15 protein-coding genes are annotated in these 24,225 nt (G+C 50.2%); 4 read left to right on the forward strand and 11 right to left on the reverse strand.

The features are described 5' to 3' along the window. The first annotated feature begins 124 nt into the window (after positions 1 to 124). Together AC55FS_RS12330 and AC55FS_RS12335 are read left to right on the forward strand one after the other, a co-directional pair. Entirely contained in the window at positions 125 to 1,174 is a 1,050-nt protein-coding gene (locus tag AC55FS_RS12330) for a CNNM domain-containing protein (RefSeq protein WP_496932555.1), read from the forward strand. 78 nt (positions 1,175 to 1,252) lie between these two features. Beyond that, the gene (locus tag AC55FS_RS12335) at positions 1,253 to 1,774 is read left to right on the forward strand and encodes a DUF4269 domain-containing protein (RefSeq protein ID WP_496932556.1); all 522 of its coding nucleotides are present in this window, start codon (positions 1,253 to 1,255) and stop codon (positions 1,772 to 1,774) included. Between the two features lie 77 nt (positions 1,775 to 1,851). Here the strand turns inward: AC55FS_RS12335 and AC55FS_RS12340 are convergent, their stop codons facing one another. From AC55FS_RS12340 to rlmKL, 7 genes are all read right to left on the reverse strand, one after another. Next, positions 1,852 to 3,891 carry an OPT family oligopeptide transporter gene (locus AC55FS_RS12340; protein ID WP_496932557.1) on the reverse strand — a complete coding sequence of 680 codons (2,040 nt, stop codon included), beginning with the start codon at positions 3,889 to 3,891 and terminating at the stop codon, positions 1,852 to 1,854. A gap of 392 nt (positions 3,892 to 4,283) precedes the next feature. Further along, positions 4,284 to 5,711 (reverse strand): trypsin-like serine peptidase, encoded by a 1,428-nt coding sequence (locus AC55FS_RS12345; protein WP_496932558.1) that lies wholly within the window; start codon positions 5,709 to 5,711, stop codon positions 4,284 to 4,286. Between the two features lie 280 nt (positions 5,712 to 5,991). After that, on the reverse strand, positions 5,992 to 6,471 hold the full coding sequence (locus AC55FS_RS12350) for a tetratricopeptide repeat protein (RefSeq protein WP_496932559.1): 480 nt from the start codon (positions 6,469 to 6,471) through the stop codon (positions 5,992 to 5,994). Positions 6,472 to 6,599: 128 nt separating this feature from the next. After that, complete coding sequence (locus AC55FS_RS12355) at positions 6,600 to 6,959, reverse strand: hypothetical protein (protein WP_496932560.1); 360 nt, start codon at positions 6,957 to 6,959, stop codon at positions 6,600 to 6,602. 209 nt (positions 6,960 to 7,168) lie between these two features. Continuing rightward, complete coding sequence (locus tag AC55FS_RS12360) at positions 7,169 to 10,261, reverse strand: ImpA family metalloprotease (protein ID WP_496932561.1); 3,093 nt, start codon at positions 10,259 to 10,261, stop codon at positions 7,169 to 7,171. 429 nt (positions 10,262 to 10,690) lie between these two features. Continuing rightward, on the reverse strand, positions 10,691 to 11,902 hold the full coding sequence (locus tag AC55FS_RS12365) for an ammonium transporter (protein ID WP_496932562.1): 1,212 nt from the start codon (positions 11,900 to 11,902) through the stop codon (positions 10,691 to 10,693). Positions 11,903 to 12,139: 237 nt separating this feature from the next. Continuing rightward, positions 12,140 to 14,311 (reverse strand): bifunctional 23S rRNA (guanine(2069)-N(7))-methyltransferase RlmK/23S rRNA (guanine(2445)-N(2))-methyltransferase RlmL, encoded by a 2,172-nt coding sequence (gene rlmKL, locus AC55FS_RS12370; protein ID WP_496932563.1) that lies wholly within the window; start codon positions 14,309 to 14,311, stop codon positions 12,140 to 12,142. Between the two features lie 177 nt (positions 14,312 to 14,488). Here rlmKL and rmf point away from each other — a divergent pair, with 177 nt between their 5' ends. Continuing rightward, positions 14,489 to 14,683, forward strand: a complete 195-nt coding sequence (rmf, locus tag AC55FS_RS12375; protein ID WP_496932564.1) for a ribosome modulation factor — start codon at positions 14,489 to 14,491, stop codon at positions 14,681 to 14,683. Positions 14,684 to 15,195: 512 nt separating this feature from the next. Here the strand turns inward: rmf and AC55FS_RS12380 are convergent. Beyond that, positions 15,196 to 16,230 (reverse strand): quinone-dependent dihydroorotate dehydrogenase, encoded by a 1,035-nt coding sequence (locus tag AC55FS_RS12380; RefSeq protein ID WP_496932565.1) that lies wholly within the window; start codon positions 16,228 to 16,230, stop codon positions 15,196 to 15,198. A gap of 728 nt (positions 16,231 to 16,958) precedes the next feature. Here AC55FS_RS12380 and AC55FS_RS12385 point away from each other — a divergent pair. After that, positions 16,959 to 17,546 carry a response regulator transcription factor gene (locus AC55FS_RS12385; RefSeq protein ID WP_496932566.1) on the forward strand — a complete coding sequence of 196 codons (588 nt, stop codon included), beginning with the start codon at positions 16,959 to 16,961 and terminating at the stop codon, positions 17,544 to 17,546. Between the two features lie 151 nt (positions 17,547 to 17,697). Here the strand turns inward: AC55FS_RS12385 and AC55FS_RS12390 are convergent, their stop codons facing one another. From AC55FS_RS12390 to AC55FS_RS12400, 3 genes are all read right to left on the reverse strand, one after another. Continuing rightward, on the reverse strand, positions 17,698 to 17,922 hold the full coding sequence (locus AC55FS_RS12390; protein WP_496932567.1) for a DUF2835 domain-containing protein: 225 nt from the start codon (positions 17,920 to 17,922) through the stop codon (positions 17,698 to 17,700). Continuing rightward, on the reverse strand, positions 17,919 to 18,977 hold the full coding sequence (locus AC55FS_RS12395; protein ID WP_496932568.1) for a hypothetical protein: 1,059 nt from the start codon (positions 18,975 to 18,977) through the stop codon (positions 17,919 to 17,921). Before AC55FS_RS12395 ends, AC55FS_RS12390 begins: the two co-directional genes overlap by 4 nt. Positions 18,978 to 19,132: 155 nt before the next feature. After that, positions 19,133 to 23,980: an NAD-glutamate dehydrogenase gene (locus AC55FS_RS12400; protein ID WP_496932569.1), complete on the reverse strand. Its 4,848-nt coding sequence runs from the start codon at positions 23,978 to 23,980 to the stop codon at positions 19,133 to 19,135. Between the last annotated feature and the right edge of the window lie 245 nt (positions 23,981 to 24,225).

Here is a 24,225-nt window from a genome sequence, read left to right on the forward strand (position 1 = left end):
ATTAAAGCTGGCGTTCGCGCCAGCTTTAATCGATGCTCTGATAGCAACGACTCTTACATTGCTTTCCTATCGGCGATCATTGCTGTTTTGCACTTATTGACGGTACAAACGTCCTAGCCGGTGTATGCTTAGGGTCAATGTTTATTACCCCAGCGCTATGACCTTACTGATCGCCTTTGCCTTGTTATCCATATCAGTGTCCTTTGTCTGCTCCGTGCTGGAAGCGTCACTGCTGTCTTTAACACCGAGTTATATCGCAGGACTAAAAGACGAGCATTCGAGGCTACATCAGCGCTTGGCCGCATTAAAAGACGCCATAGATCAACCCCTCGCCGCCATCTTAACCCTCAACACCATTGCCCATACCATAGGGGCAGCGGGCGTCGGTGCTCAGGTTACCAAGCTCTACGGCGACACTTACCTCGGTATTGCCTCAGCCGTTATGACCTTGCTGATACTGGTACTGTCAGAAATTGTGCCGAAAAGCCTGGGAGCGCGCTACTGGCGGCAACTCTCTTCGATCTTGCCCCCCGTGCTCAATAGCATGATTGTCGTGCTAAAGCCCTTTATCTGGTTATCCGACATACTGCTGCGATCACTTGGAGATCACACTCATACGGCGGATTTTCGCGGTGAAATTAAGGCCATGGCCACCCTAGGTGAAGAGATGGGCCAACTCGATAAAGATGAACAGCGCGCCATTGCCAACATTATCGACTTACACGAAATACGGGTCAAAGACATCATGGTACCACGCACGGTGTGCACCATACTGTCACCCAGTGAGAGTATACAAACAGCAAAAGCATTTAGTCGTAAGCAGCCATTTTCGCGCTTTCCGGTGTTAGGCAATGATCAGGAGCCGCTTGGAATTTTACTTCGCCAGGATCTTTTTCTAGATGAAAAAGATCCTGAACGCACAATCCGCACCTTGCTAAAACCAGCCCATGTGGTGCTCGATCAGATGAATGCCGAGCAAGCCATGGGCTTGCTGCTACGCGAGCGCCAGCAAATGCTGTTGGTGTACGACGAGTACGGTAGCTGGCAAGGGCTGGTCACAATGGAAGATATCTTAGAGACGATTTTAGGCCACCCGATACTGGATGAAACCGACACCATTACCAATATGAGACGTTTTGCCAGGCGGCGCTGGCGCTATTTAAAGCGCGCTTAGTTCAACAGACTCGTTTGCGACTAGGCTAAGCAAAAATTCAACAACGGAGAAATCCGCCTTAACCAAGATATATTCTGCATGACCAACAAAGCCAACGCCGCCTACCAAGCCGTTGATCAATCTGGTATTTTGGTAAAACTGTCAGCTTATCAACCTGAACTGATCAGCACTATTTTTGTCAGTCTAGATACCCCAACGAGCGATATTGACATTATCTGCTGCTACCAAAACCAGGCTAACTTTATTGCCGAAATCACACAGAGCTGTGCAACATACCAGCAATTTAAACTTAAACATTCGCCCGAGCGTGTGGTCGTCGAATTTGAATTCAACCAACACCTGTTCGAGGTTTTTGCGTGCGCCACCCCCAGTCAACAACAGCTTGGCTATCGCCATTTTCAGATTATGAAACGCTTAGCGGCCATTGCCGGAGAGTCCTTTACTCAGCCGGTGATAGAACTAAAGAAATCAGGCCTCAAAACTGAACCCGCCATCTGCAAAGTCCTTAATATCCAGGGTAACCCCTACACCGCCATCCTGCAGATAGAGCAATGGACAGATCAGCAAATCGCCACAGCCTTGAGTGACTATTTGCGCTAATCTGAGCGCCAACAAGTTAAAAGCATGTGGATATCAGCGCGAGCAGCGACCAAAACGAAAGCTGCTCGCGCCATGACTTAGCTAGATTGGTACTGATGTTTCACCATCGACTGACGGTATTGATACCAGATTACAAATGCCATCGCCGCAAGACCCAAGTAGGGTGCAATCGCCATAGGAGAAGGCAGCGGCATCACAAAGGCCGCGATCACGGCAATCAACACACCCATCAGTGCTTCACCAGTAATCAAACCCGATGCCACCAGCAAACCAGCATTTTCACGATTCTTTTTAACCGCCTCTGATTCATTTTGGCTGGTGATTTTTACATAATGCGCCAGTAAGCCGCCGATAAAGATCGGCACAGATAAGCCCAGCGGCAGGTAAATGCCTATCGCAATGGCCAATACCGGAAAGCGGAATGATGAGCCTCGCTTTTCTTGAATTTTGTCCAAAATAATAAGCGCGACCGCCAGTGCAAACCCGATATAGATAAACTGCCACTCAATACCGCTGCCAAAAATGCCCGTAGAAAGATCTTTCATTAAGCCTGCCTGGGGCGCGGACAGAAACGAGCTGGATGTACCCATAGGGCTGGGGCGACCAATACCGTAACCGGCATCAAGGATCTGCAACACCAATGGAATCACTAGCGCTGCTGCCAGCACGCCAACTACTTGAAACAGCTGCTGGCGCCACGGCGTGGCACCAAGGATGTGCCCACACTTTAAGTCTTGCATATTGTCGCCAGCGATGGCGGCGGCCGAGCAAATCAACGCTGCTAGGTAAATAACGGCTACCGGACCCAGCCTTGCGGCAATGCCGTCATTGCCCATCAGCTGTAATAAAATCAATGATGAAATAATGACCGTGGCGATGGTAACACCCGAGATAGGATTATTTGATGATCCAACCAGGCCAGCCATATAACCCGCCACTGAGGAAAACACAAAACCAAACACCAACATTAACAACGTCATAAATAGCGAAATACCAAAACGATCAGGGTAATCGGCTAAACCGCTATAAAATACAAAAAACAGTGGTATCGAACTGATTAACGTGACAACAAGCACATAAGGAATGGGCGTATCCATTTCGGTGCGAAGCACCTTACCCTCGGCCGACCCTAGAGCACGGTATGCCTCAAAACTGGCTTTGACACCCTTTACGACTGGCCGAAACAAGGCAACCAAGGACCAGATACCACCAACAATCATGGCACCCACACCGATTCGACGGTTATTAGACCAAGCTTCTCCAGCAATGGCCTGCCAGTGTTCAAGGCTATAGTCGGTTGCGGCAAGCTCGGCCGGAATACCAACCGCCTGAATCAGTGCATCACCGTTCAGTAGCCAATTCAGAGGCACGCCGAGCAGCGTACCAATAACACCACCTAAAAAAACTAAAACAGCAATATTGAGCCCGACAATATAGCCAACCCCGACTAAGGCGGGTGATAACGCTATATCCCCCATAAATAACCAGCGACCAGAAAACCAGGCAGACACATTGGCAACACCACCAGCAATAACGCCAACACCAGATTCTAATGCTTTAAATACCGCCCCCAGACCCGCTGCCATCAACAGTTTTTTAAATCCACTTGCGCCTTCACCCTGCTGTTGTCGATTATCGGATGATGATTCAATGCCACCTGTTTTCAGTACTTCGGCGGTGGCAACACCTTCAGGGAACTTAAGCTTTGCTTCAACAATTAAGGCACGGCGCAACGGAATGGTAAAAGCCACCCCTAACACACCACCGAGCGCAGCCACAATGACCAGCGGCCAATATTCATACTCTGACCAGGCCCCCATTAATACCAGGGCCGGTATGGTAAAAATCATCCCCGCCACCAGCGACTCGCCCGCTGAAGCGGACGTTTGTACCATGTTGTTTTCAAGAATATTGGAGCGTGGGAATAATCTAAGCACCCCCATAGACACCGCTGCGGCAGGAATCGAAGCGGATACCGTCAAACCGACCAATAAACCGATGTAGGCATTGGCAGCTGCCAATAACATGGAAAGCACTGCACCTAATAACAGTGCCTTGAGGGTCAGCTCATGCAGTTGCCTCTGTGCGGGAACAAGCGGCGTAAAAGACTTCGCCATAGATGACTTCCTTACTGATTTTACAATGGGCCGGCCAAAAACCGTGCAAACATCGAATATGAATGATCAAACTGAAAGCCAGAGATTGGTGCTTCTTTTAAACCAAATAGAGACTGGCCAACAATAAAGGCCTCATAATAATCAAACTAGGCTCGGTGAATCTGATATCAATACATCTATTAAGAAGAGTGCCTGACAAACACCCTCGTGAATAGCGACTCAATCGATGCAATAAAATCCACTCAACAGATTTGAACAAACGCATTTCGTTCTATGATGAAAGATCGCTACAACGGCTTCACAGTGAGCGTACAAAAAAGCCGATATTGCTATCAATCAAACAATACCGGCCAGATATGAACCCGACTTGAGCCAACTTATGCCCCTTGTTGCTATGGGCAGTTCTCAATAACGCCCGCTTCTCCATCTGCACTATTTATTGAACTGAAGTCCAGACTGTCTGCGCTGTTATAAATACACAGTGCAGAAGTCTGATCAAACATGGGGCCTGCCATTCCAGAACGAGTCGTATAGCCCCAGGAGTTCACAGACATCACAGGGCCATCACCGTACACAAGCGGCTGCACCCAAGGGCCTCCTGAGCTTCCACCACTTAAACCACAGTTAGCAAGCCACCAGTTGTCACTGCCCTCTGTGGTCATATCTTCAGCACAGTACATAAAGTTGGGGTCATCGCTGTAGCTGTAACCCAACGCATGGGTAAAATCGCTACTTGTCGCACCAGGAGTTCCATCATCAACGACAGGTGGATCAAAACTGATCGTCATGTAGCCTGCTGCATTATGCAAAACATCCTCTGTTGCATTGAGTCCTGCACTGTGGGCTCCGCTGGGTTCCACCACATAAAAAGCATAATCCCAGCGAATATTGTCGGGAAATACGCGATTACTCCAGTTCACATCCACCACCGCAAACGAAGGCACCCAACAACCGATAGGATCGTTGCTGCAACTTGTGTCAGTGCCTGACGCGGTCGTACCCGCCTGATCAGGAATAAACAGCACGTTGCGTGCAAATGCCTTGTTTGCATCGTCGTAGGCACAGTGGGCCGCGGTCAAAATAATGCTGCGATCGGTGGGCGGTACGGTCTCTGTGGTTATGTGGCGTACCACAGTGCCACTGCAGACGTAACCATTCCAGGGGCCTTTGCGTTTGGCATTACCCGGCATTTCGAAATAAATACGCCCGGCTGCCGTTTGTACGGTACCACCTGAGGTATAAGCGGCGTTAGTCACCGTACCCTCAGCAGGTGGTTCGGTGGGAGGATCAGACGGCCCTGGGTCGCCAGTAGATACGGTAAAACTTAACTCTGGCGAGCTAGAGCTATTGCCACCTTTTCTCGCGCCATCTTTAGCAGTTACCCACCAACTCCAGCTGCCATCGCTAAAACCTTGCAGGTTGACGGCCCAGACATCATTACCAGTATGACTGCCGGTAAAGCTTTCCGTGGCCCCCGATGGGTAACGCACGTTAAAGGCCACGCTCCGCACACCGCTGTCACTATCAGTGACTGTGGCACTGAAGGTAGCACTGCTACCAATAATGGCTCCTTCCGCCGGACTCATTGCCGAGATGACAGGTGCTGTGGTATCGGTACCACCTGGTCGTCTGACAACGGCATCGTTGGCTTGGCCATAGGGCACAAAGCCACCACGACCATCGCTCATAAAGCCTTTACCGCTATGATCCCGATATAAGTCTCTGGGTATCGCCTGGTTTTTGCGCTCGGGCGTCCAGTGTTTGATGATGGTTGCTTTTCTGACCTCCCAAGCCGAGGGAGCCGCATGCGCTTGCGTCATGCTTATCACTACAGCCAGAAAAAGGAATAAAATTACCTGATATACCAGAGTGCGAGGAATGACCATGGCAGTCTCCATCACAAACACAACAGAAGCTTTTAGTATAGGTTTTCCAGCACCTCAGCGGGGATTGAACTGTGTTTCTGTTTAGATGGATTGTGGGTTAAAAACACATCATTATTATAACGAGTCATTAGCACAAGAGTGCCACTTTAGCGGACGGCTTGCGTCTTATACAAAAAAGGAATGCCAAAAGAAGCGTTTTGCGGTTGGCACCGAGTCAGTCGCCAGCCCGCATTTTTTGCAAGCAAACATCCGCTCCATCAACAGCCTCCTTAACTGCCTGCTTGACATAATACAACCCTAAGCTCTCATCTTTTGGTATGCCGTTGTAACCGTAAAACAGATCTAGGCCGTAACTCAGCTTGGCCTTTGCATAGCCCAGCTCAGCCGATTTTTTAAACAATAAAGCTGCGATTTTTGGGTCGCGATCCACAAGATCGCCTATCTCATAACATACGCCCAAAGCGTATACGGCAGGAGGAAAATCAAGATCGCTACTTTCTTTTAATAAACGAAGACTTCTGGCTTCAAACTCGCGCTCTGTTTCACTCCCAGCCAAACTAAATTGCGAATATAAAAACAATGCCTCTGGCACTCTCTGATCCAGAAGCGGCTTCAATAAATTGTAGGCTTGCCTACAACGCCCAGCATCTAGCTCATGCTTTGCCTGATTCAGCTTTAATGAGTTTTCAGTCATTTGATACCAGCTGGCGTTAATAAGGTCTGCTATAGCCAACAACAAGCAAGATATTCTTCTGTACCATCACTATCACTTCCAGTGCAATCACCCCATACCAAAAACCATCATGATTTGGAAAAATATATTTACTGACACTCCCCTCGACTTAGATACATAGTGGCGTCATTAGTCTTTTGCAATAACAATTCAGTTGGCGTCAGTTGCAGCACGGTAAGACGGCCGAATTTATCCATTTTTAAGCGATTACGCTTTAACCGATAAGCACTGCGCGTTTCATAGCTGCTCTCTTGCACCGTGACCTGGCCATTGGCACCAAAGGTATAAGTGACCTTTTCATTCGACTCATTGCCATCGGCATATTCAAGCGTATGAAAGCACCAGCTACCCAATAAGTCCTGCTGCTTAACGGGGGCAGCGATGGTACCGGCTGCTAACAACATCAACGCAACGCCGGCAAACCATCGTGGCATAGATATCTTGATCATAGATTTCATCCTTGATAACGACAGAAATAGTCAGCGCACCATAACCAAAGACAGATTTTTCGGCAATAGCCTGAATAGCTGCTAACAAAGTTCACACTGCCTTGATTCATCTGGCCTGATCGATAAAAGCAGCCCCCCCCAACAGCGCATAATTGAGCTGTTGGGGGGACTAACGCCGCAAACACAACGGCCATGCGTGCATCACAAGATTAACGGCTGGGCCAGCTCATACCCCCTTCAATGACACTGTCGGCTTTATCAAAACCATCGCAATAATCGCGGTTTTCTACCGCGTAAAAACGTGGTTGCAAAGTTTCCAGCGCCAGCGCATCGACTTGCTGTATCGCCGTAGCGGAAGCATCAAGTCCCCACGCCCGTAGGAAGCTCGATACATTGCGCTGCGATGCCACCGAGATAGCAATGTGCAACCAGTCATTGTTATTTAATGCCTGGGCTTGCTGGCGGCTGAAGTTGCCAAAACCTAAGGCTTGGCGCTGCTTCTGCCATTGGGCATCGGAACCCACGGCTGCCCTGAAATTGCGCTCAAGAATGTGCAAACGAGGCATCAGCATCCAGCCATCTTGCAGTGCCCCCTGCTGCTGTAAGGCAATCATCAGCTGAATATAGCGCGCCACGCCTTGGTCCCAACCAATTAGGTTGGCTGCTTCCATTGCCGCCAACGGATCCGCCTGTTGCTGACTGGCGCGCAGCGCCTCGAACAGTTCCCGAAACGGCAGATCCTGACACTCGTGTGCATTACCCGTATCACGCTGATAGTGAGTTTTGGAGTAATAAGCGTAGAAGTTGGTCACTGCATGAGAGTTCCAACCGGCAAACAAAAAGCGGTCACGCTCCAGACCGTGCCCTAATTCGTGAATATCACCATGAAATACTGGGTTGAAGCTCCAGCCAGCGTCGTACGGATTGCCACTGCAGCCCCAGCCACAGAGCGATTGATCGGCATTCATATGCTTAACCAGATCCAGCTCTTCAATAGTCAGCTGCCTTTGGTCAGCAAAGTCGTGTACTTCTGCCAGCTTATCAATACCACGGCCCTGAAAACCCGACAATACGTGGGGCAAATTCCAAATATAACGCTCGGTGGCGGCGGCCATTTCGCCAATGTTGTGCCAGCGGCCAACGGACTCACGCATTTTGTCGAGCTTAGAGTGCACCTCAAATGATTCTGTTACCATCTCAGCCCAGTCGTAATCACCCTTCGCCAGAGCTGCATTAAAGGTGTGATCATCTGCGCTACTGGCCCAGTATGGGTGCTGACCAATGCCTTCTATTTTCAAACGCACCGGCTGATTGCTGCGGTCAAACAACAGCTGCAGCGGACCACCGTAGGGAGAGGTAAAGCGGATAGTTTGATTGGGTTCAATCGCCAGTGCCTGGCCACGTAAAAACCGCGGACGATTGTAACCCTTGTCTTCAAACCAACGTGTAGCGCCCTCACGCACACTGTTGACCTGCACGCTCACCGTGACATCACTGCTATCCAGACGAGTCACTGTTACCGGCTGCCCTGGCAAAACATACACACCAGCCGAGCGAAAGTTGGGACGACTGGTGCGCTCTACCGTCACGGTAGTCGGGCTGATATGACTAAAATCACTGCGACTGAAGTTGCCTAAATCTGCCGCCACAGGATTTACCGAGCGCATTTGATACACTGCTGCATCCGCAAACATGGCGCGTAAAAAGGCAGGTGTATCGGTATATTTATCCAGCGGATAGTGCCCATCTAACCGGTAGCGGTCTGCCAGCAAAACCAACCAGCGCCAGATGGCATAGCCTTCTTTTTCTGCAAATATGTGCTCAAAGTTTTGATCAAACGTACGCAGTTGCGTTTGGATGCTACTGATGTCATTCAACCATTGAACAACGCTTTGGGCATTGTCACAGTTTTGGCCATCACACTGAGAAAAATCGACACCCGAGCCTTTCTCCAACACGCTTAATACGCGACTGATGTGCTCAACCAGATCGGATTGGTTATCCATATGGTCATACATGGGTTGGTTCTTTAGGTAAGTTTTGACCCAATAGTTATTTTGATTCGCGTCGATTTTTAATTCGTTTAACACCCACTCACCAATAGGGTCTAAACCGCCATAGTGGTGCATATATAAAATCGGGATATTTTGATTACGGGCTGACAAAACAGCCTGTTTAAGGCCATCCGTTAGCTCACCCGACTGCGATAAAAACAGCACATCTGCATTAGCCAAACAGCCTGCTAAAGCCGCGCCATCACAGCTTTTATCTGCATTAAATCGCACACGATCGCCGTAACGCTGCTCAAGCCACTCACTGGTTGCTCGAGTATCGGCAAATACCGAATAGTCTGCCATATGAGACAATACAATATTCAACGGTTTATCGGCGGTAAATTCCCGACCAGCCAACCAGCGAATGCCATTTTCTAACCATTGCTGAGTGGACTCATTAATATCCCAGCCTTTTTTCCAGGCTCGCATTGGGTTGGATGCCAAGGCTAAATAACGTCCTTTACTATCATCCCCCATTACGCCAACACTGGCGGGTTGTTGATGACCACTATGGCTGGCATTGGTGAGCAACACAGTCACGTTTTCACCCAGCGTCGGCTGCAACCACATTGCATCGACACTCAACTCCCAGTTCATCGGGCCTACAGCGCTGTTGTTCAGTGGATTGCCATTGACATCGCGCCCTAACAGTCGGTATCGCTGCTCTAGCAGTAACTGGGTGTCCGCTTGCAGCTGTTTGTGCGCTTGTTGCAAAAGCTCAGCAGCACTAACAGTGCCAACATCGCCGCTTTCAAACGCTTGCTGCAACGGCGTTCGCTCTGTATCGCCATCACCCTGATCTTTACCGTCATCTGAGTCATTACCGGAGTCATTACCGGAGTCATTACCCGAGTCATTACCCGAGTCATTACCCGAGTCATTACCCGAGTCATTACCCGAGTCATTACCCGAGTCATTACCCGAGTCATTACCCGAGTCATTACCCGAGTCATTACCCGAGTCATTACCCGAGTCATTACCCGAGTCATTACCCGAGTCATCAGAGTCATTACCCGAGTCATTACCCGAGTCATTACCTGAGTCATTACCTGAGTCATTACCTGAGTCATCAGAGTCATTACCTGAGTCATCAGAGTCATTACCTGAGTCATCAGAGCCATTACCCGAGTCATTGCCTGGGTTGTCTATCTGCGTGCAACCATCACGACCACTACAGTCGCCGCCCCCTCCAGATCCGCCGCCACAGGCCGTCAGCAGTGCTGCCAGCAATATACCTAGTACTCTCATCTCGCTTTCTCTCGTTTTAATTATCGCCGAGAGATTACTGAGCTGAGCAAAAAATAACCGAGAAAGCTATCACAGCACCCTGGGAGCCAGTTCGCACTTTCACCAGAATGGCCAACCAGCAGCGATATCGCGCCATTGCGCAATGAGGAAAAAGATAGATGCCATAGCGTCTCAGCGATAACTAAAGCCCAATACTTGAGATCTATCAGAATGATCGGAGGGAACGAAACGCTAGTACAGAAAAGTGTTTAGCAACTCAGCCCACTGCACAGTCATGAGAACTCGGCTTTGCGTCTCTTCTGTTAGCGCTCCGATTATTTAAAGCTTTTATTCTTTATCACACTTATTGTTGGCGCCTCTGCAGCACTGGGATTCAGGATCACTGGCTAGCAAAGAGGCGCATTCCGTGTAGACGATTATAACGACAGCTTAGTCATCACAAGTTGCACCGATTTTGTGAATACTTAAATCCGCACCATCGAATTCTTGCTCTTCATCCAAGCGTATACCCGATACCACTTTTACCGCGCCATACACAGCAAAGCCGCCGATTAAAGCTACCGCGATACCGACTAACGAACCTATCAGCTGCGACATAAAGGTGACGCCACCCAAACCGCCCATACTTTGCAATCCAAAAATGCCAGCAGCGACAGCCCCCCAGGTACCACACAGGCCATGCAACGGCCATACACCTAATACATCGTCAAATTTTGGAAAACGATTTTGCGCCAAGGTAAATACGTAAACGAATAAAGCACCGGCAATGCCACCAACAATCAAAGAACCGATCGGGTGCATCACATCCGATCCGGCGCACACAGCCACCAAACCCGCCAGTGGGCCATTATGAATAAAACCAGGGTCATTACGGCCAACTAACATGGCCACCACAGTCCCCCCCACCATGGCCATTAAGCTGTTTACGGCTACTAGGCCAGAAATACCGTCCAGCGTTTGTGCCGACATCACATTAAAGCCAAACCAACCAACAGCAAGAATCCAGGCACCAAGAGCCAAAAAGGGAATATTCGATGGTGCAAACGCCACCACCCGACCATCACGATAACGCCCCTTACGTGAACCCAATAAATACACCGCTGCAAATGCTATCCAACCGCCAACACCGTGAACAACAATAGAGCCAGCAAAGTCGTGAAATGGCGCACCAAAACGGTTTTCTAGCCACGCCTGAAAACCATAGTTGCCATTCCAAATCAAACCCTCAAAAAAGGGATAAACAAACGCCACCGTTAACGCCGATGCGATCAAAATCGGATAAAACCGCGCGCGCTCGGCAATACCGCCCGAAACAATGGCCGGAATCGCTGCGGCAAAGGTGAGTAAAAAGAAGAATTTGACCAATTCATAACCATTGTTATTAATCAGGTCATGGGCGCTGGCAAAAAAATCAAGACCATAGGCGACTTGATAGCCAATAAAGAAATAGGCAATGGTTGAGATACCAAAGTCAGTAATAATTTTTACCAGTGCATTCACTTGGTTTTTACGTCGCACCGTGCCAACTTCTAGAAAAGCAAAGCCTGCATGCATCGCTAATACCATGATGGCACCTAATAACACGAACATGGTGTTAGCGCTTTGCATCAAGGTTTCTACAGCACTGTTAACAGTTGTCAATTCGAGACTATCCACCTACTTCCCCCCTAAGACCACGACTCGTGTCTAATGCCTGTTTGTTCTAGGCGCACGGCCATCTTTAACGCCCTATTACTGGGCTGTTGTCATTATCAGCGGGACTAACTTAGCAGGATGCGTACCAAAGCCGTGCACTGGCCGTGAATGAAGTAATAAAACAGTGCAATCAATCGAAAAGGGCCCGCGATAGCGGGCCTGAAAGTGTCACAATCAGAGCTTTTAGCTCGCCTTGATGTGGTAGCAATGATGGATATTGGGGCGCCTAGCAAAATCAAACGGCACCGATTTAGAGCCTTGCGGCGTTACAGTGAACTGTTTTAGTGCGCCAGCATCCATTTGAAAACGGCGCAAGTTGGTTGAAAACACCAACACACCATTTGGGTTAAGCAATGTCATGGCCTGCTCAATCAAACGCACATGATCACGTTGAATATCCAGCACACCCTCCATTCGCTTGGAGTTAGAAAAGGTCGGTGGATCCATAAAGATCACATCGTAACCTTGCCCGCCCTGCTCACTCTGTTGCTCCAACCACTGTAAGCAATCTTGCTGCACAAAGGCGTGCTCGCTTGGATCAAGCTGATTTAATTTGAAGTTATCCTTACCCCAATTTAAGTAGGTCCGCGACATATCAACACTGGTGCAATGAGCACCGGCCTTGGCCGCATGCACACTGGCCGTGGCGGTATAGCAAAACAGATTCAAAAACCGCTGTGCTGGTTTAAGTTGCTGATAAATCCACAAACGTGTTGGCCTATGATCCAAAAACAGCCCTGTATCCAAATAATCGCGCAAATTCACTTGTAATTTAACCGCGCCTTCTTGCACGGTCAGCGCCTGCTCTGCACTGGCAACTTTTTCATACTGGCGCTTACCGCTTTGGCGCTCACGGCGCTTTAAGACAATATTCTGCGCTGCCACACCGGTAATTTCAGGCAACACAGCCAGTATATCCATTAAACGACGCTCAGCTTTTTCCGGATCGATAGATTTAGGCGGCGTGTATTCCTGCACATGCAGCCACTCGCCTTGCTCTGCCTGATAACGATCAATCGCTACCGCATATTCGGGCAAATCCGCATCGTACAGCCGGTAGCAATCTACCTGCTCACGCTTGGCCCATTTTTGCAGTTGTTTTAAATTTTTCTTAAGCCGATTCGCAAATGCCTCTACCGGCCCACGAATCAGGCTTTCTGATGCTGCATGAGAGCGCTCGTCGGCGGCAGCGAACATCAATAACCGCGTTGCTATCTGGCCGTTGTTAAAGCGGTATTGCTTATCCATCGGCCGGCGAATCACTTTCGCCAAATCGACATTGCCGGTAAATACCGCCAGCGGCCAATCAGGCAGCTTTAGGGCCGCCTGATGCAGCTGCTGATAAAGCGGTGCCAATTGCGGCAATTCGCTTAGGCGCTCACCATAGGGCGGATTACAGATAATTAAGCCACCCTTAGCAATCACCTCTTTTTGTACCCGCAGTGCTTCAACCGCACGCCGCTCTAGGTGAATACTGCCAGCCAACCCTGAGCGCTCGAGGTTTTTCTGTGCCGCATTAAGCTGCTCGCCATCGATATCAAAGCCGTAAAAGCGATTATTTAGCTGCTCGATACCCGCACTGCGACGCACACGCGCGTCTTCACACAGCTGCATCCATAACTTGCGATCATGGCCTTTCCAGTCACTAAAACCCCACTTCTGTCGATTCAAGCCTGGCGCCACATCCGCAGCCATCATCGCCGCTTCAATCAACAAGGTGCCAGAGCCGCACATAGGGTCAACCAGATGCTGCCCCTGGGCTGCTTTTTGCGGCCAACCAGCACGCAGCAACAAAGCTGCCGCCAGGTTTTCCTTTAACGGTGCCTTGCCAGGCTGCAGGCGGTAACCACGACGATGCAAGCTATCGCCACTGACATTCAAGAACAGGCTCAGCTTTCCTTTCGCCAACCGCGCCTCGATGCGAATGCCACCCTCTTTATCAACCGATGGCCGTTGCCCCTGCTGCTCTTTAAAGGCGTCAACCACCGCGTCTTTGATGCACTGGGCACCAAATTGGGTATTGCGGACATAATCCGTACGGCCATGGAAATCGATACGAAAGGTGGCTGAGACAGAAAACAGCGACGGCCAGTCAACCTGTCTTGCACCGTCGTACAATTCCTTGACCGAAGCCACCTGACATTCATACAAGGGTAACAATATTCTGCTCGCCAAACGGCTCCACAAACAGACCCGGTAAGCCACCGTCAGATCGCCAGAAAACGACACCCCCATGTGCGTTTCTCGTTCAACTTTGCCCCCTAAGTGGCTGATTTCATCGGCCAGGAGTGATTCCAGACCTTTAGGGCATAGGGCCATCCACGCCGTCTCTGGCGCCTCAACCTCAGTTTGCATACTGATAGTGTTCCACTCGTCAAATAGCGTTGCGAAGTAACGGTAACGCTGTTTATAAGAAAAAAATCATTAACATCGACCCAGTCGTCGCGTTAAAACCTTAGGGGCTGTCACTGCTTACGTCATCTTTTCACTTGGCAGTGGCCAGTTCTTTTAACAGAAGCGAGGACGCATCTTATGAAGAAACAGAAACGCGATTTGCAAGAACGGGCATTCTCTCGTGGTTATCGGGCCGGCGTTGAACGACGCTCTAAAGACCTGGCTCCGATGGGTACCATGCGAGACGCCTGGATGGCCGGTTGGCGATCCGGACGTGCAGACAACTGGGATGGATACACCGGCGTTTCTGGAATTCATAAAATGTCTATATAACCTTTAGCACCCCGCCTCCTCACCCGGGAGGTCGCCCCGTTATCAACGGGGCATTTTTTTGCCAGTAAGAAAGAAAGTAGGGGGCAGCAGCAATACCTACTAGCGGCCACCTGATCATATCCAACCAGCCACTTACCTTTTGCCAGCAAGAAAGTCGGCCACCTACTAACAGTCGCAGGTCATGTCCAACCAACCACTTACTTTTTGCCAGCAAGAAAGTCGGGGCCAGCAGCAATACTTGCTAACGGACACATGATCATATCCAACCAGCCACTTATCTTTTGCCAGCAAGAAAGTCAGCCACCGCAACAACGCCTGCTAACAGCCGCACGATCTTGTCCAACTAACCACTGACCTTTTGCCAGCAAGAAAGTCGGGGCCAGCAGCAATACCTGCTAGCGGCCACATGATCATATCCAACCAGCCACTCACTTTTTGCCACTAACAAAGCCAGACAACCGCAATGCCATCTTTTGACCGATACACGCCTTGCCCAGCCAACCGTTTTGTGGCTAAGACGCCTTACTGCGCTGAGCCGCGATGGCATCCACCGTTTCTGCGATCAATTCAGGCCCACGGTAAATAAAACCACTGTATATCTGTACCAGTTGAGCGCCGGCATTAATTTTCTCCACCGCGCCTTCACCGTCGAGAATACCGCCAACACCAATAATCGGCAGTTTGCCGTCTAATGCCTGGGCCAACCGCTGCACGGTTTCAGTGGCCAACTCCTCCACTGGCGCGCCACTCAGGCCGCCCTGCTCGTCGCCAAAGCGCTCACCCTCGACACCATCACGCGACAAGGTGGTATTGGTCGCAATGACGCCATCCATATTGCAATCGACCAGTGTCTCAGCAACCAAGCCAACCTCTTCTTCGCTCATATCCGGCGCAATTTTCACAAACACAGGCTTATAGCCATATTGCTGAGCTAACTGCGCCTGACGCTCTTTGATGGGCTCCAGCAGCTGCTTTAACGCATCGCCGTACTGCAAGGTGCGCAGTCCTGGCGTATTGGGCGAGGAGATATTGACCGTGACGTAACTGGCATGGTCGTACACTTTTTCCAGACAAATCAGATAATCGGACGTGGCATCCTCGACAGCGGTATCGAAGTTTTTACCAATATTGATGCCCAACACACCGTCATAGCGACAAGCTTTTACCCGCTCAACTAGGTGGTCCACACCTTTGTTGTTAAAGCCCATACGATTGATAATGGCACGCTGATTAGGCAAGCGGAACAGCCTAGGCTTAGGATTGCCTGGCTGCGGCCGTGGCGTCACAGTACCGATTTCAATAAAGCCAAACCCTAAACGTGCAAAGGCATCAATGTAATCACCATTTTTGTCTAGCCCCGCCGCCAAGCCCACGGGATTAGCAAACTGTATCCCCGCGACCTGAGTTTCCAGATTGGCAACCTCAGGGGCGAGATATTGCAACAGACCAAGGCGTTCACCCGCGCCGAGCATATCCAGTCCCAGTTCATGAGATGTTTCACCGCTCAGGCGAAAAAACAGCTGTCGGGTCAGGCTGTACCAATCCATACCAAATCTCCAGATTCACGGGTTGCAGGCAAAAAAGCGCGGGCATTATACGGTAATCCAGCATCTCTGTAGACGACAAACGGAGGAAACTATCGCTATTCATGAAAATGCTACCTGTCGCTACAAAAACTACCCAGATGGGTAGTTCAATGCCAGCTCGAGCATTTCTACTATCGCCGACCGGATATTGGCCCGCCTGTACTGATTGGCGCCCAGAATGACGCGCTTAAACAGAGCGCGCACATTGGGCCAGAGAAGCAATCAGGCCACCCAGCATAGACACCCACTGTGCTGGCCGACAGGCAATCGCGACCAGCGAAAGGCTGCTATCCAGTTCATTACTCCACTATCAGCAACCACCGTGAATGCTCACGGCAGCGCTAGATAGCCAGTCATGGACACAAAGACGTCGGGCCACTGGACTGGTCTGCTAAAGGCGCCGAGCCCCCTCTGCTCCTGGCGCATAGGCTTTATCGATAACAAGCCCTCCCATACGGTCGGCAGGCTTTAAGAATTAAATAATAAGGAAACGCGGATCATGATTCCCGCTCACCAATCAATATCGCCTGCGAGCCTCGCAGGCGATGGCACAAACACTGCCCCTTTACTCAGCAAACTGTCACTTGTAAACCATCGGTTTGGATACATAGCCGATTGCCATCACCTGCTGTGGGTCAATTCATCCACAAAACACCCCAAGCCAGCTAAACAACCATGGTAATACTGCTATGAGAATCGCCCTTGCCGATGACCACGAATTATTTCTCGATGGTTTGGAGAGTCTTGTTAACAGCCTGGCCCCCCAGGCACAAATACACCGAGCCCGATGCTTTGACAGTTTAATAACCCTACCGTTATCAACAATGCAGGCTGGCATCGTGGATTTGAAAATGCCCGGCATGAAAGCTAGTGGCGCCATCAACCGGCTGGCCAACGCACTAAACGGTCGGTTACTGGTGTTATCCTCCAGCGAAAGCCAAGTAGAGCGCGAAATCTGCTACCAACAAGGCGCACAAGCCTTTATGTCCAAAAGCCAGACGCGCCAGCAGTTAATTGTCGCGCTGACACAGTTTCTGCATGCTGAGCCTCAAACACCCGTCGCTACACCCCAGCCGGTAAGCACCCTGGCATTGACGTTCCGCCAGCAACAAATACTGCAGTCGGTTTCCGATGGATTAACCAACAAACAAATCGGTACTCAGTACAGCATCTCTGAAAACACGGTAAAAAAACATTTGTCGCATTTATTTATGATTCTCGATGCCAACACTCGCTCCCAATGCGTTGCAAAGGCACGACAACTTAAGTTGCTGTAAATCAGCAATACTGACAACAGCATAATGAGAGCCTGTTAACACGATTTAAGTCAGATTGGATGAACAGGTGCGCTGCTCCGGGCTAGCAGCGCAACATCTTGTATATAGACATGATTTCCGCCGGTTCACATCCACACTGCTGGCCGCAGCCTTAGCCAACACGATTAATCGATACAAATCGCCCTTGGCCATCAAACTCAATGGCAAAACGCCCATGCACGCCATGATGCTCAACCACTCGCTGCAAAATACCGGCAGGAAAACGTACAACACGGCCATCAATAGCATTGGTTACCACATATTTGGCACTGCCGTTGTAGTAAGCCAGATATTCATCGGCAGAAATAGAAATATCAACGATAATTTTCTGGCTCATGGTGTTTGCTCCAGCGCTTGTAAACGCCAACGCTCCAGCCACTCACGAACCTCACGTATATGATCGATCGCTTCCGTAGGCAACGACCAGTTTTTCAGTTCAATTCGCTGCGGCAATATCACCTCAGGTTGCAGATGTTGCGCCAGAACCGTTAACCCCGCTCGATTTAACAAGCGCACATCCAGCTGCTGATATTTATACTTGGGCAACAAGCGTGGTCGACAACGTACCTCAGGATGCTGCAGTCTCTGCAGCAAGGTCTCATTGCGCACAGCGACGCAATTAATCGACTCATCCCAGCCATTATCAACGTATTCCACCATATGCACATCCGCCACTCGCCGCCAACGTTTTTGCTGACACTCAACAAATGGCTTGGGTATGACTCCCGTCAGTGGGTCAGGCTGGCGTCCTAAAATGCGATTCCAAAAACGCAGCCCATTAAAGTTGGCGACCAAATCGGCAAAAGAGAATACTCCCGTTGTTTGCGCACCAAAATACAGAGATTCCGACCAATCACCAAACAACAGACCCGCTTCGACAGAGTCATTCAGGCGACGGGTAATTTCAAAGTAGCTGGCACCTTCAGTAAAAAAGTGGCCAAGTTTATCACTACCAACTTCAACGTTGCCGATTCGTATGACTGCCGCTAACCGCTCACTCAACACCAACGAAGGTGACTGTTGCCAGGGAAAATCACGATAAATAGACTGCTTAAAGCTGACTCTGCGCCGGTCGACATCGGCTGCAGTTTCGGCAAAGGTTTCCACCTGGCCAATCACTGGCCGGGCCAAATACCAGCGCAAACTGTCATACAGCCTTTGCTCATCACACTGCGGCCTTTTTCGCATCGGATGGACCTTGTAAGGCCGCCGCCTAGGATACGGGCTATTGGCCAACTGCAACGCTAAATCGATGCGCCGCTCTATTTCTGCATCAATGAGATCGGCACTGTCATTCAGAGGCACGCCATCCAAGTGAGTGAATTGGTCCACTTCTGCTGCCTGCAACGCCAGGGCAAACAGAGCACTCAACAACAATGCAATATACTTCACAAGACAAACTCAGGTCGCAGTCGTGGCAATATTATCCATCGCCAGAGTAACAGCGTCATCCGTCAGAATAAAAAAACGCCGACTCTGTCTCCAGAGCCGGCGCTTCCCAGGGAACAAACCGCACTAAGCGCTCATACAGCGTTTAGCGCAGCTCATCAGCCAGCAACAGGGGCATCGTGACTGATCTTGTGATGGCGACTGGCCTGGGCCAAATCCAGCAGCTCGCGCAGCGCTACCGCCACCATAGAGAACTCCAAACCATCCGCAGCTTTCAACTCGGCCAACATACTGCGCCAGCGTTTCACCAGTGCTTTCTGCTCATCGGCCCACGCCTCAATAGCAGCATCCAGTGACTCGTGCGCATCGTAGCCCAGCAACAGACCCACCGTCAGTGCACGCTGCTGCCAATCCAAATCATCACGCAACGTTTCCCGCGCCAGTGCGTCCCAGTGGCTGGCGGCTGGCAACAAGTTAATTTGCTGCATAAACCAATCCAGCGACAAGTATTCGCCCAGCTCAAAGTAGGTTTCCGCTACATGCTGAGACTCACGCTCGGTTTGACGCGCAGCCTCGATAATACCCAGCACCGAATACAGGTTGGACGCACCGGCAGTCGCCGCCGCCAGCGCTTCTGGCACACCGGCTTCTACACGCTCATTGTAGGTTTGGCGCCAGCTTTCAAGAGCGGAACCCTTCAAGGTATCACCTAAACGTGTTGCCAGCTCACGCACCGGGGCACGGAAGTTCTTCACTTCTTCATCGATGTTATCAAGTACACGACGATTACGCAGGAACCAACGCGTTGCACGGCGCACCAAACGCATCAGGTCAGCCATCATGCTTTCCTGTACATCGGTATCGATTTGGTAATCCAGCTCGGTGATTTGCTTCCACAAGTGAGGCAGATCAAACACATCACGCGCTGTCAGATAGGCACGCGCGATTTCCGTCACTGTGGCACCAGTCGATTCTTGCTGACGATTAACAAAGGTAATACCCATGTAATTGACCATGTCATTGGCCAACTGGGTAGCAATGATTTCGCTGCGCAGACGATGGCGATACATGGCTTCACCAAACCGTTCAAACAGGTTTTCTGGGAAGGCCGTGGTCAAAATGCGGGAGATATAGTTGTCAGCACAGATCTCAGCGGTATTCAGACGTTCTTTTAAATCCGCTTTGGTATAGGAAATCAGCACAGACAATTCTGGCCTGGTCAGGCCACTGTTTTGGCTACGACGATCCTGCAGCTCTTCTTCACTTGGCAAAAATTCCAGCGAACGATTCAGCTTACCAACACCTTCATAATCGCGCATTAAGCGAGAATATTCATCCAGACGGGTACGACAATCGCGCTCGGCCAAGGCAATGGCTTGAGTCTGATTGTAGTTATTGGTCAATACCAGATCCGCTACCTGATCGGTCATGGACATGAAGATTTCGTTGCGCTGTTTACGCGTCAAATCGCCGTTATCCATAATTTCGTTGAGCATAATCTTGATATTCACCTCGTGGTCAGAGCAATCCACACCACCGGCGTTATCAATAAAGTCGGTATAAGACGCACCGCCATTCAGGTTGAACTCAACCCGACCCAGCTGAGTAATACCTAGGTTGCCGCCTTCACCAATCACTTTGGCACGTACCTGATCACCATTGATTCGCAGGCCATCATTGGCTTTATCGCCCACTTGCGCGTGACGCTCAGTGCTCGATTTAATGTAAGTGCCAATACCGCCGTTCCAGATTAAATCTACCGGCGCACGCAAGATCGCACGAATCAGTTCATTGGGCGGTAAGCGGTCATCGTAAATACCGAACAGCTGTTTCATTTCGCGAGAAATGGGAATGCTTTTGGCATCACGCGAGAATATACCACCGCCGCGAGAAATCAGGTCGCGATTGTAATCTGCCCAGCTGGAGCGCGGCAGATCAAACAGGCGCTGGCGCTCTTCATAGCTGCTGGCTGCATCTGGGGTTGGGTCAACAAAAATATGCATATGGTTAAAGGCCGCCACCAAGCAGATATGCTTGGACAACAACATGCCATTACCAAATACATCACCGGCCATATCGCCGATGCCCACCACAGAAAAATCCTGCTCTTGAACGTTTACACCCAACTCTCTGAAGTGGCGCTGCACTGACACCCAGGCCCCGCGAGCGGTAATACCCATTTTCTTATGGTCGTAACCAATCGAGCCGCCCGACGCAAAACCATCGCCCATCCAGAAACCACGTTTCACTGCAATTTCATTGGCAATGTCGGAGAAAGTCGCGGTGCCTTTATCAGCCGCCACCACCAAATACGGGTCATCGCTATCATGGCGAATGACTTGCTGCGGTGGCACCAGCTCACCTTCAACCAGGTTATCGGTAACGTCCAACAGCGCCGAAATAAAGGTTTGGTAACAGGCAATACCTTCCGCCATAAAGGCATCACGGCCGCCGTCTTTTGGCAGCTGCTTAGCGACAAAACCGCCTTTAGCACCCACCGGTACAATAACGGCATTTTTCACTTGCTGGGCTTTTACCAGGCCCAATACTTCGGTACGGAAGTCTTCAGTACGATCTGACCAGCGCAAACCACCACGAGCGACGCGTCCACCGCGCAGGTGCACACCTTCAACACGAGGTGAATAAACAAAGATTTCGAACATAGGACGCGGCAGCGGCATATCCGATACCGACGATGGATCTATCTTCAACGACACGTAATCTTTCGTCTTACCCTGCTCATCGCACTGGAAGAAATTGGTACGCAGCGTTGCCTTCATTAATTCAACGTAGCGACGGAAAGTACGGTCTTCGTTCAGCTGGTCTACCTCATCAATTGAGGTTTTTAGCTGCTCTTCGCATTCAGCCATCTTCAAGATGCGCTCTTGCTGGCTGTCGATTTGCAAGCCAAAGCGCAAGTGGAAAAACTCCACCAAGCTGGCCGCGATCGGAATGTATCGGCTTAAGGCATTGGCAATGTAGGTTTCAGAAATGCCAAAGCGGATTTGCTTCATATAACGCGCATAAGCACGCAAAATAGCGATATCTTTCCAACCCAACTTGCCGCCAAGCACTAAGCGGTTAAAGCCATCGTTTTCTGCACGGCCTTCCCAAATAGCGCGGAACGCATCTTGGAACAGCTTTTTCACTTCAGAAATGGTGATGCTGTCTGACAAGGTGTATTCCAACAGGAAGTTGTGAATCCACACAGTACGATTACCTTCAACGGTAATTTCGTACGGGTGCTCACCCAACACTCGCAGTCCTAAGTTTTCCAACACAGGAATCACATCGGACAGCGGCAAGATGGTATCGCGATTAAACAGCTTAAAGCGCAGCTGGTTATCATCCTCTTCCAGCTCACGGTAAAAGCTCATCGCCAGCTCGTCGGCATTATCGACAAACAAGGATTCCATATGCTGCACATCCGACACCGCTGTACGCGCCGAGAAACTCTCGCGGTAACCGGCCGGGAAGGCGCTACGGTAACGGTTGAACTGGCGGTTGCCTTTTTCTTCACCCACTTGCTCAACCAGAGCGTCGTGCAAGTCATCTTGCCATGAACGCGCGACCTGGCGGATTTTGCGCTCAACCATATCGGCATCGTATTTAACCGGCTTATCTGGGTCTAAGCGCACCATAAAGTGGGTTCGAGCCAACACCGATTCTGAGAAGTAGGTATTAAACTCGACATCCGTCGGAGAAAACTCGTTCTCCAGTACCGATTCAATTTTCTGCCGCAGCTCGGTGTTATAGATATCACGTGGGGTGTACACCAAGCAGGAAATAAATTTGCCATAGGTGTCACGACGCAGATACACGCGTGTTTGACGACGTTCTTGAATATTCAGAACGCTGATCGCCGTCTCATGCAACTGCTCGACCGCCGATTGGAACAGCTCATCACGCGGGTACACTTCTAAAATGCGATTTAGCTCTTTGCCGCTGTGTGAGTTAGGGTCAAAACCAGCTAAGGCACGGACTTCATCCAATTTTTGACGAATAATCGGGATATTGCTTGGCGATTCGATATAAACCATCGAGGTGTACAGGCCAAGGAAGCGCACCCCGCCAATCACTTCACCTTCGTCATTGAGGCGCTTTAATACCACGTAATCAGGATACGCTGGGCGATGCACACGACTGCGATAGCCCGATTTCATAAAGCTGATCAATTGTGGGCTTTTGATAAAGTCCTGAATTTCCTGCGGCAGTTCATCTAACCGTAAACGGTCGTGGGCCGCTTTGCGAAAGCGAAATACACCCAAGTCAGCCTCAGAATTACGGCAAACATACTTCACCGAACCATCGGCCTGCATTTCAAATTCGTCGTATGCCAGGAAGGTAAAGTGGTTATGAATCAACCACTGCAAAAACTCACGGGCTTCTTTGCGCTCTTGCACACGCTTACGCCCGCCTTCAAGGCTGGCTACCGCAGCGTTAGCGTGTTGCATGATGGCTGGGAAGTCGGCAACACAACATTGCACTTCATCCAGCACACTTACCAATGCCTGGGTCAGCTCATCCAATACTTCAGGATTTGAGTGATGGTCAATTTCGATGTAGATAATGGCTTCTGCCACGGAGGACTTACTGGCTTTGTCCCACTGACCTGACGACTTCAGCTGACCTTCTTTATTGCGCTCTACGTTCCACACACAGTAATGAATGGCGTGTAATGCCATTTGACGTGCGTTCAACTCTATGCGTACTGAATCCACCAGGAAAGGAACGTCCTCGCAGACAATTTCGATAATGGTGTGGTTGGATTGCCAGCCATGGTTTTCATAATCCGGGTTCAGCACCCGAACCTTATTTTTTCCGGCCTGGCGCTGTTGGACCAGCTGCCAGCAAGACATAGCCGCACCGTAGATGTCTTCCACCGGGCGCGCCATGACTTCTTCCATCGGCGCGCCAGAGTAGTAGAGACTGGCGAAGCGGCGCAAAATGTCGGCTTGTTTTGCGTCATTGCGTTCGTCAATGAGATTATTGAGCGCAGTCAGCATTGAATCCTTCCTTATCGAATTATAGGCATAGAGTAAGAGGCAAAGTTGACCACAGCTGGCGGTCTATATTCAGCCCCATAAATCGCGTAATTGAAAATTAAAACTACGTACGTGGTAGCCTAGTAAAAAACTGGCTTTCTGCGCGTTCAGCCCCTAATGCAGCAATAGACTGTGGCCAGTATGGAACTATGGCATGCATTCATAGGTCTGACGGCGGGTTCCGGTAGTCATGGTTTTTCAGCCAC

The organism is Bacterioplanes sp. CLAM21, from assembly GCF_059641015.1.

Bases quoted from the DNA above. Each gene is read 5' to 3' on its own strand.
- AC55FS_RS12330 (WP_496932555.1), top strand. From the start codon at position 125: ATGCTTAGGGTCAATGTTTATTACCCCAGCGCTATGACCTTACTGATC.
- AC55FS_RS12335 (WP_496932556.1), top strand. From the start codon at position 1,253: ATGACCAACAAAGCCAACGCCGCCTACCAAGCCGTTGATCAATCTGGT.
- AC55FS_RS12340 (WP_496932557.1), bottom strand. From the start codon at position 3,891: ATGGCGAAGTCTTTTACGCCGCTTGTTCCCGCACAGAGGCAACTGCAT.
- AC55FS_RS12345 (WP_496932558.1), bottom strand. From the start codon at position 5,711: ATGACGCAAGCGCATGCGGCTCCCTCGGCTTGGGAGGTCAGAAAAGCA.
- AC55FS_RS12350 (WP_496932559.1), bottom strand. From the start codon at position 6,471: ATGACTGAAAACTCATTAAAGCTGAATCAGGCAAAGCATGAGCTAGAT.
- AC55FS_RS12355 (WP_496932560.1), bottom strand. From the start codon at position 6,959: ATGATCAAGATATCTATGCCACGATGGTTTGCCGGCGTTGCGTTGATG.
- AC55FS_RS12360 (WP_496932561.1), bottom strand. From the start codon at position 10,261: ATGAGAGTACTAGGTATATTGCTGGCAGCACTGCTGACGGCCTGTGGC.
- rlmKL (WP_496932563.1), bottom strand. From the start codon at position 14,311: ATGCAAACTGAGGTTGAGGCGCCAGAGACGGCGTGGATGGCCCTATGC.
- rmf (WP_496932564.1), top strand. From the start codon at position 14,489: ATGAAGAAACAGAAACGCGATTTGCAAGAACGGGCATTCTCTCGTGGT.
- AC55FS_RS12380 (WP_496932565.1), bottom strand. From the start codon at position 16,230: ATGGATTGGTACAGCCTGACCCGACAGCTGTTTTTTCGCCTGAGCGGT.
- AC55FS_RS12385 (WP_496932566.1), top strand. From the start codon at position 16,959: ATGAGAATCGCCCTTGCCGATGACCACGAATTATTTCTCGATGGTTTG.
- AC55FS_RS12390 (WP_496932567.1), bottom strand. From the start codon at position 17,922: ATGAGCCAGAAAATTATCGTTGATATTTCTATTTCTGCCGATGAATAT.
- AC55FS_RS12400 (WP_496932569.1), bottom strand. From the start codon at position 23,980: ATGCTGACTGCGCTCAATAATCTCATTGACGAACGCAATGACGCAAAA.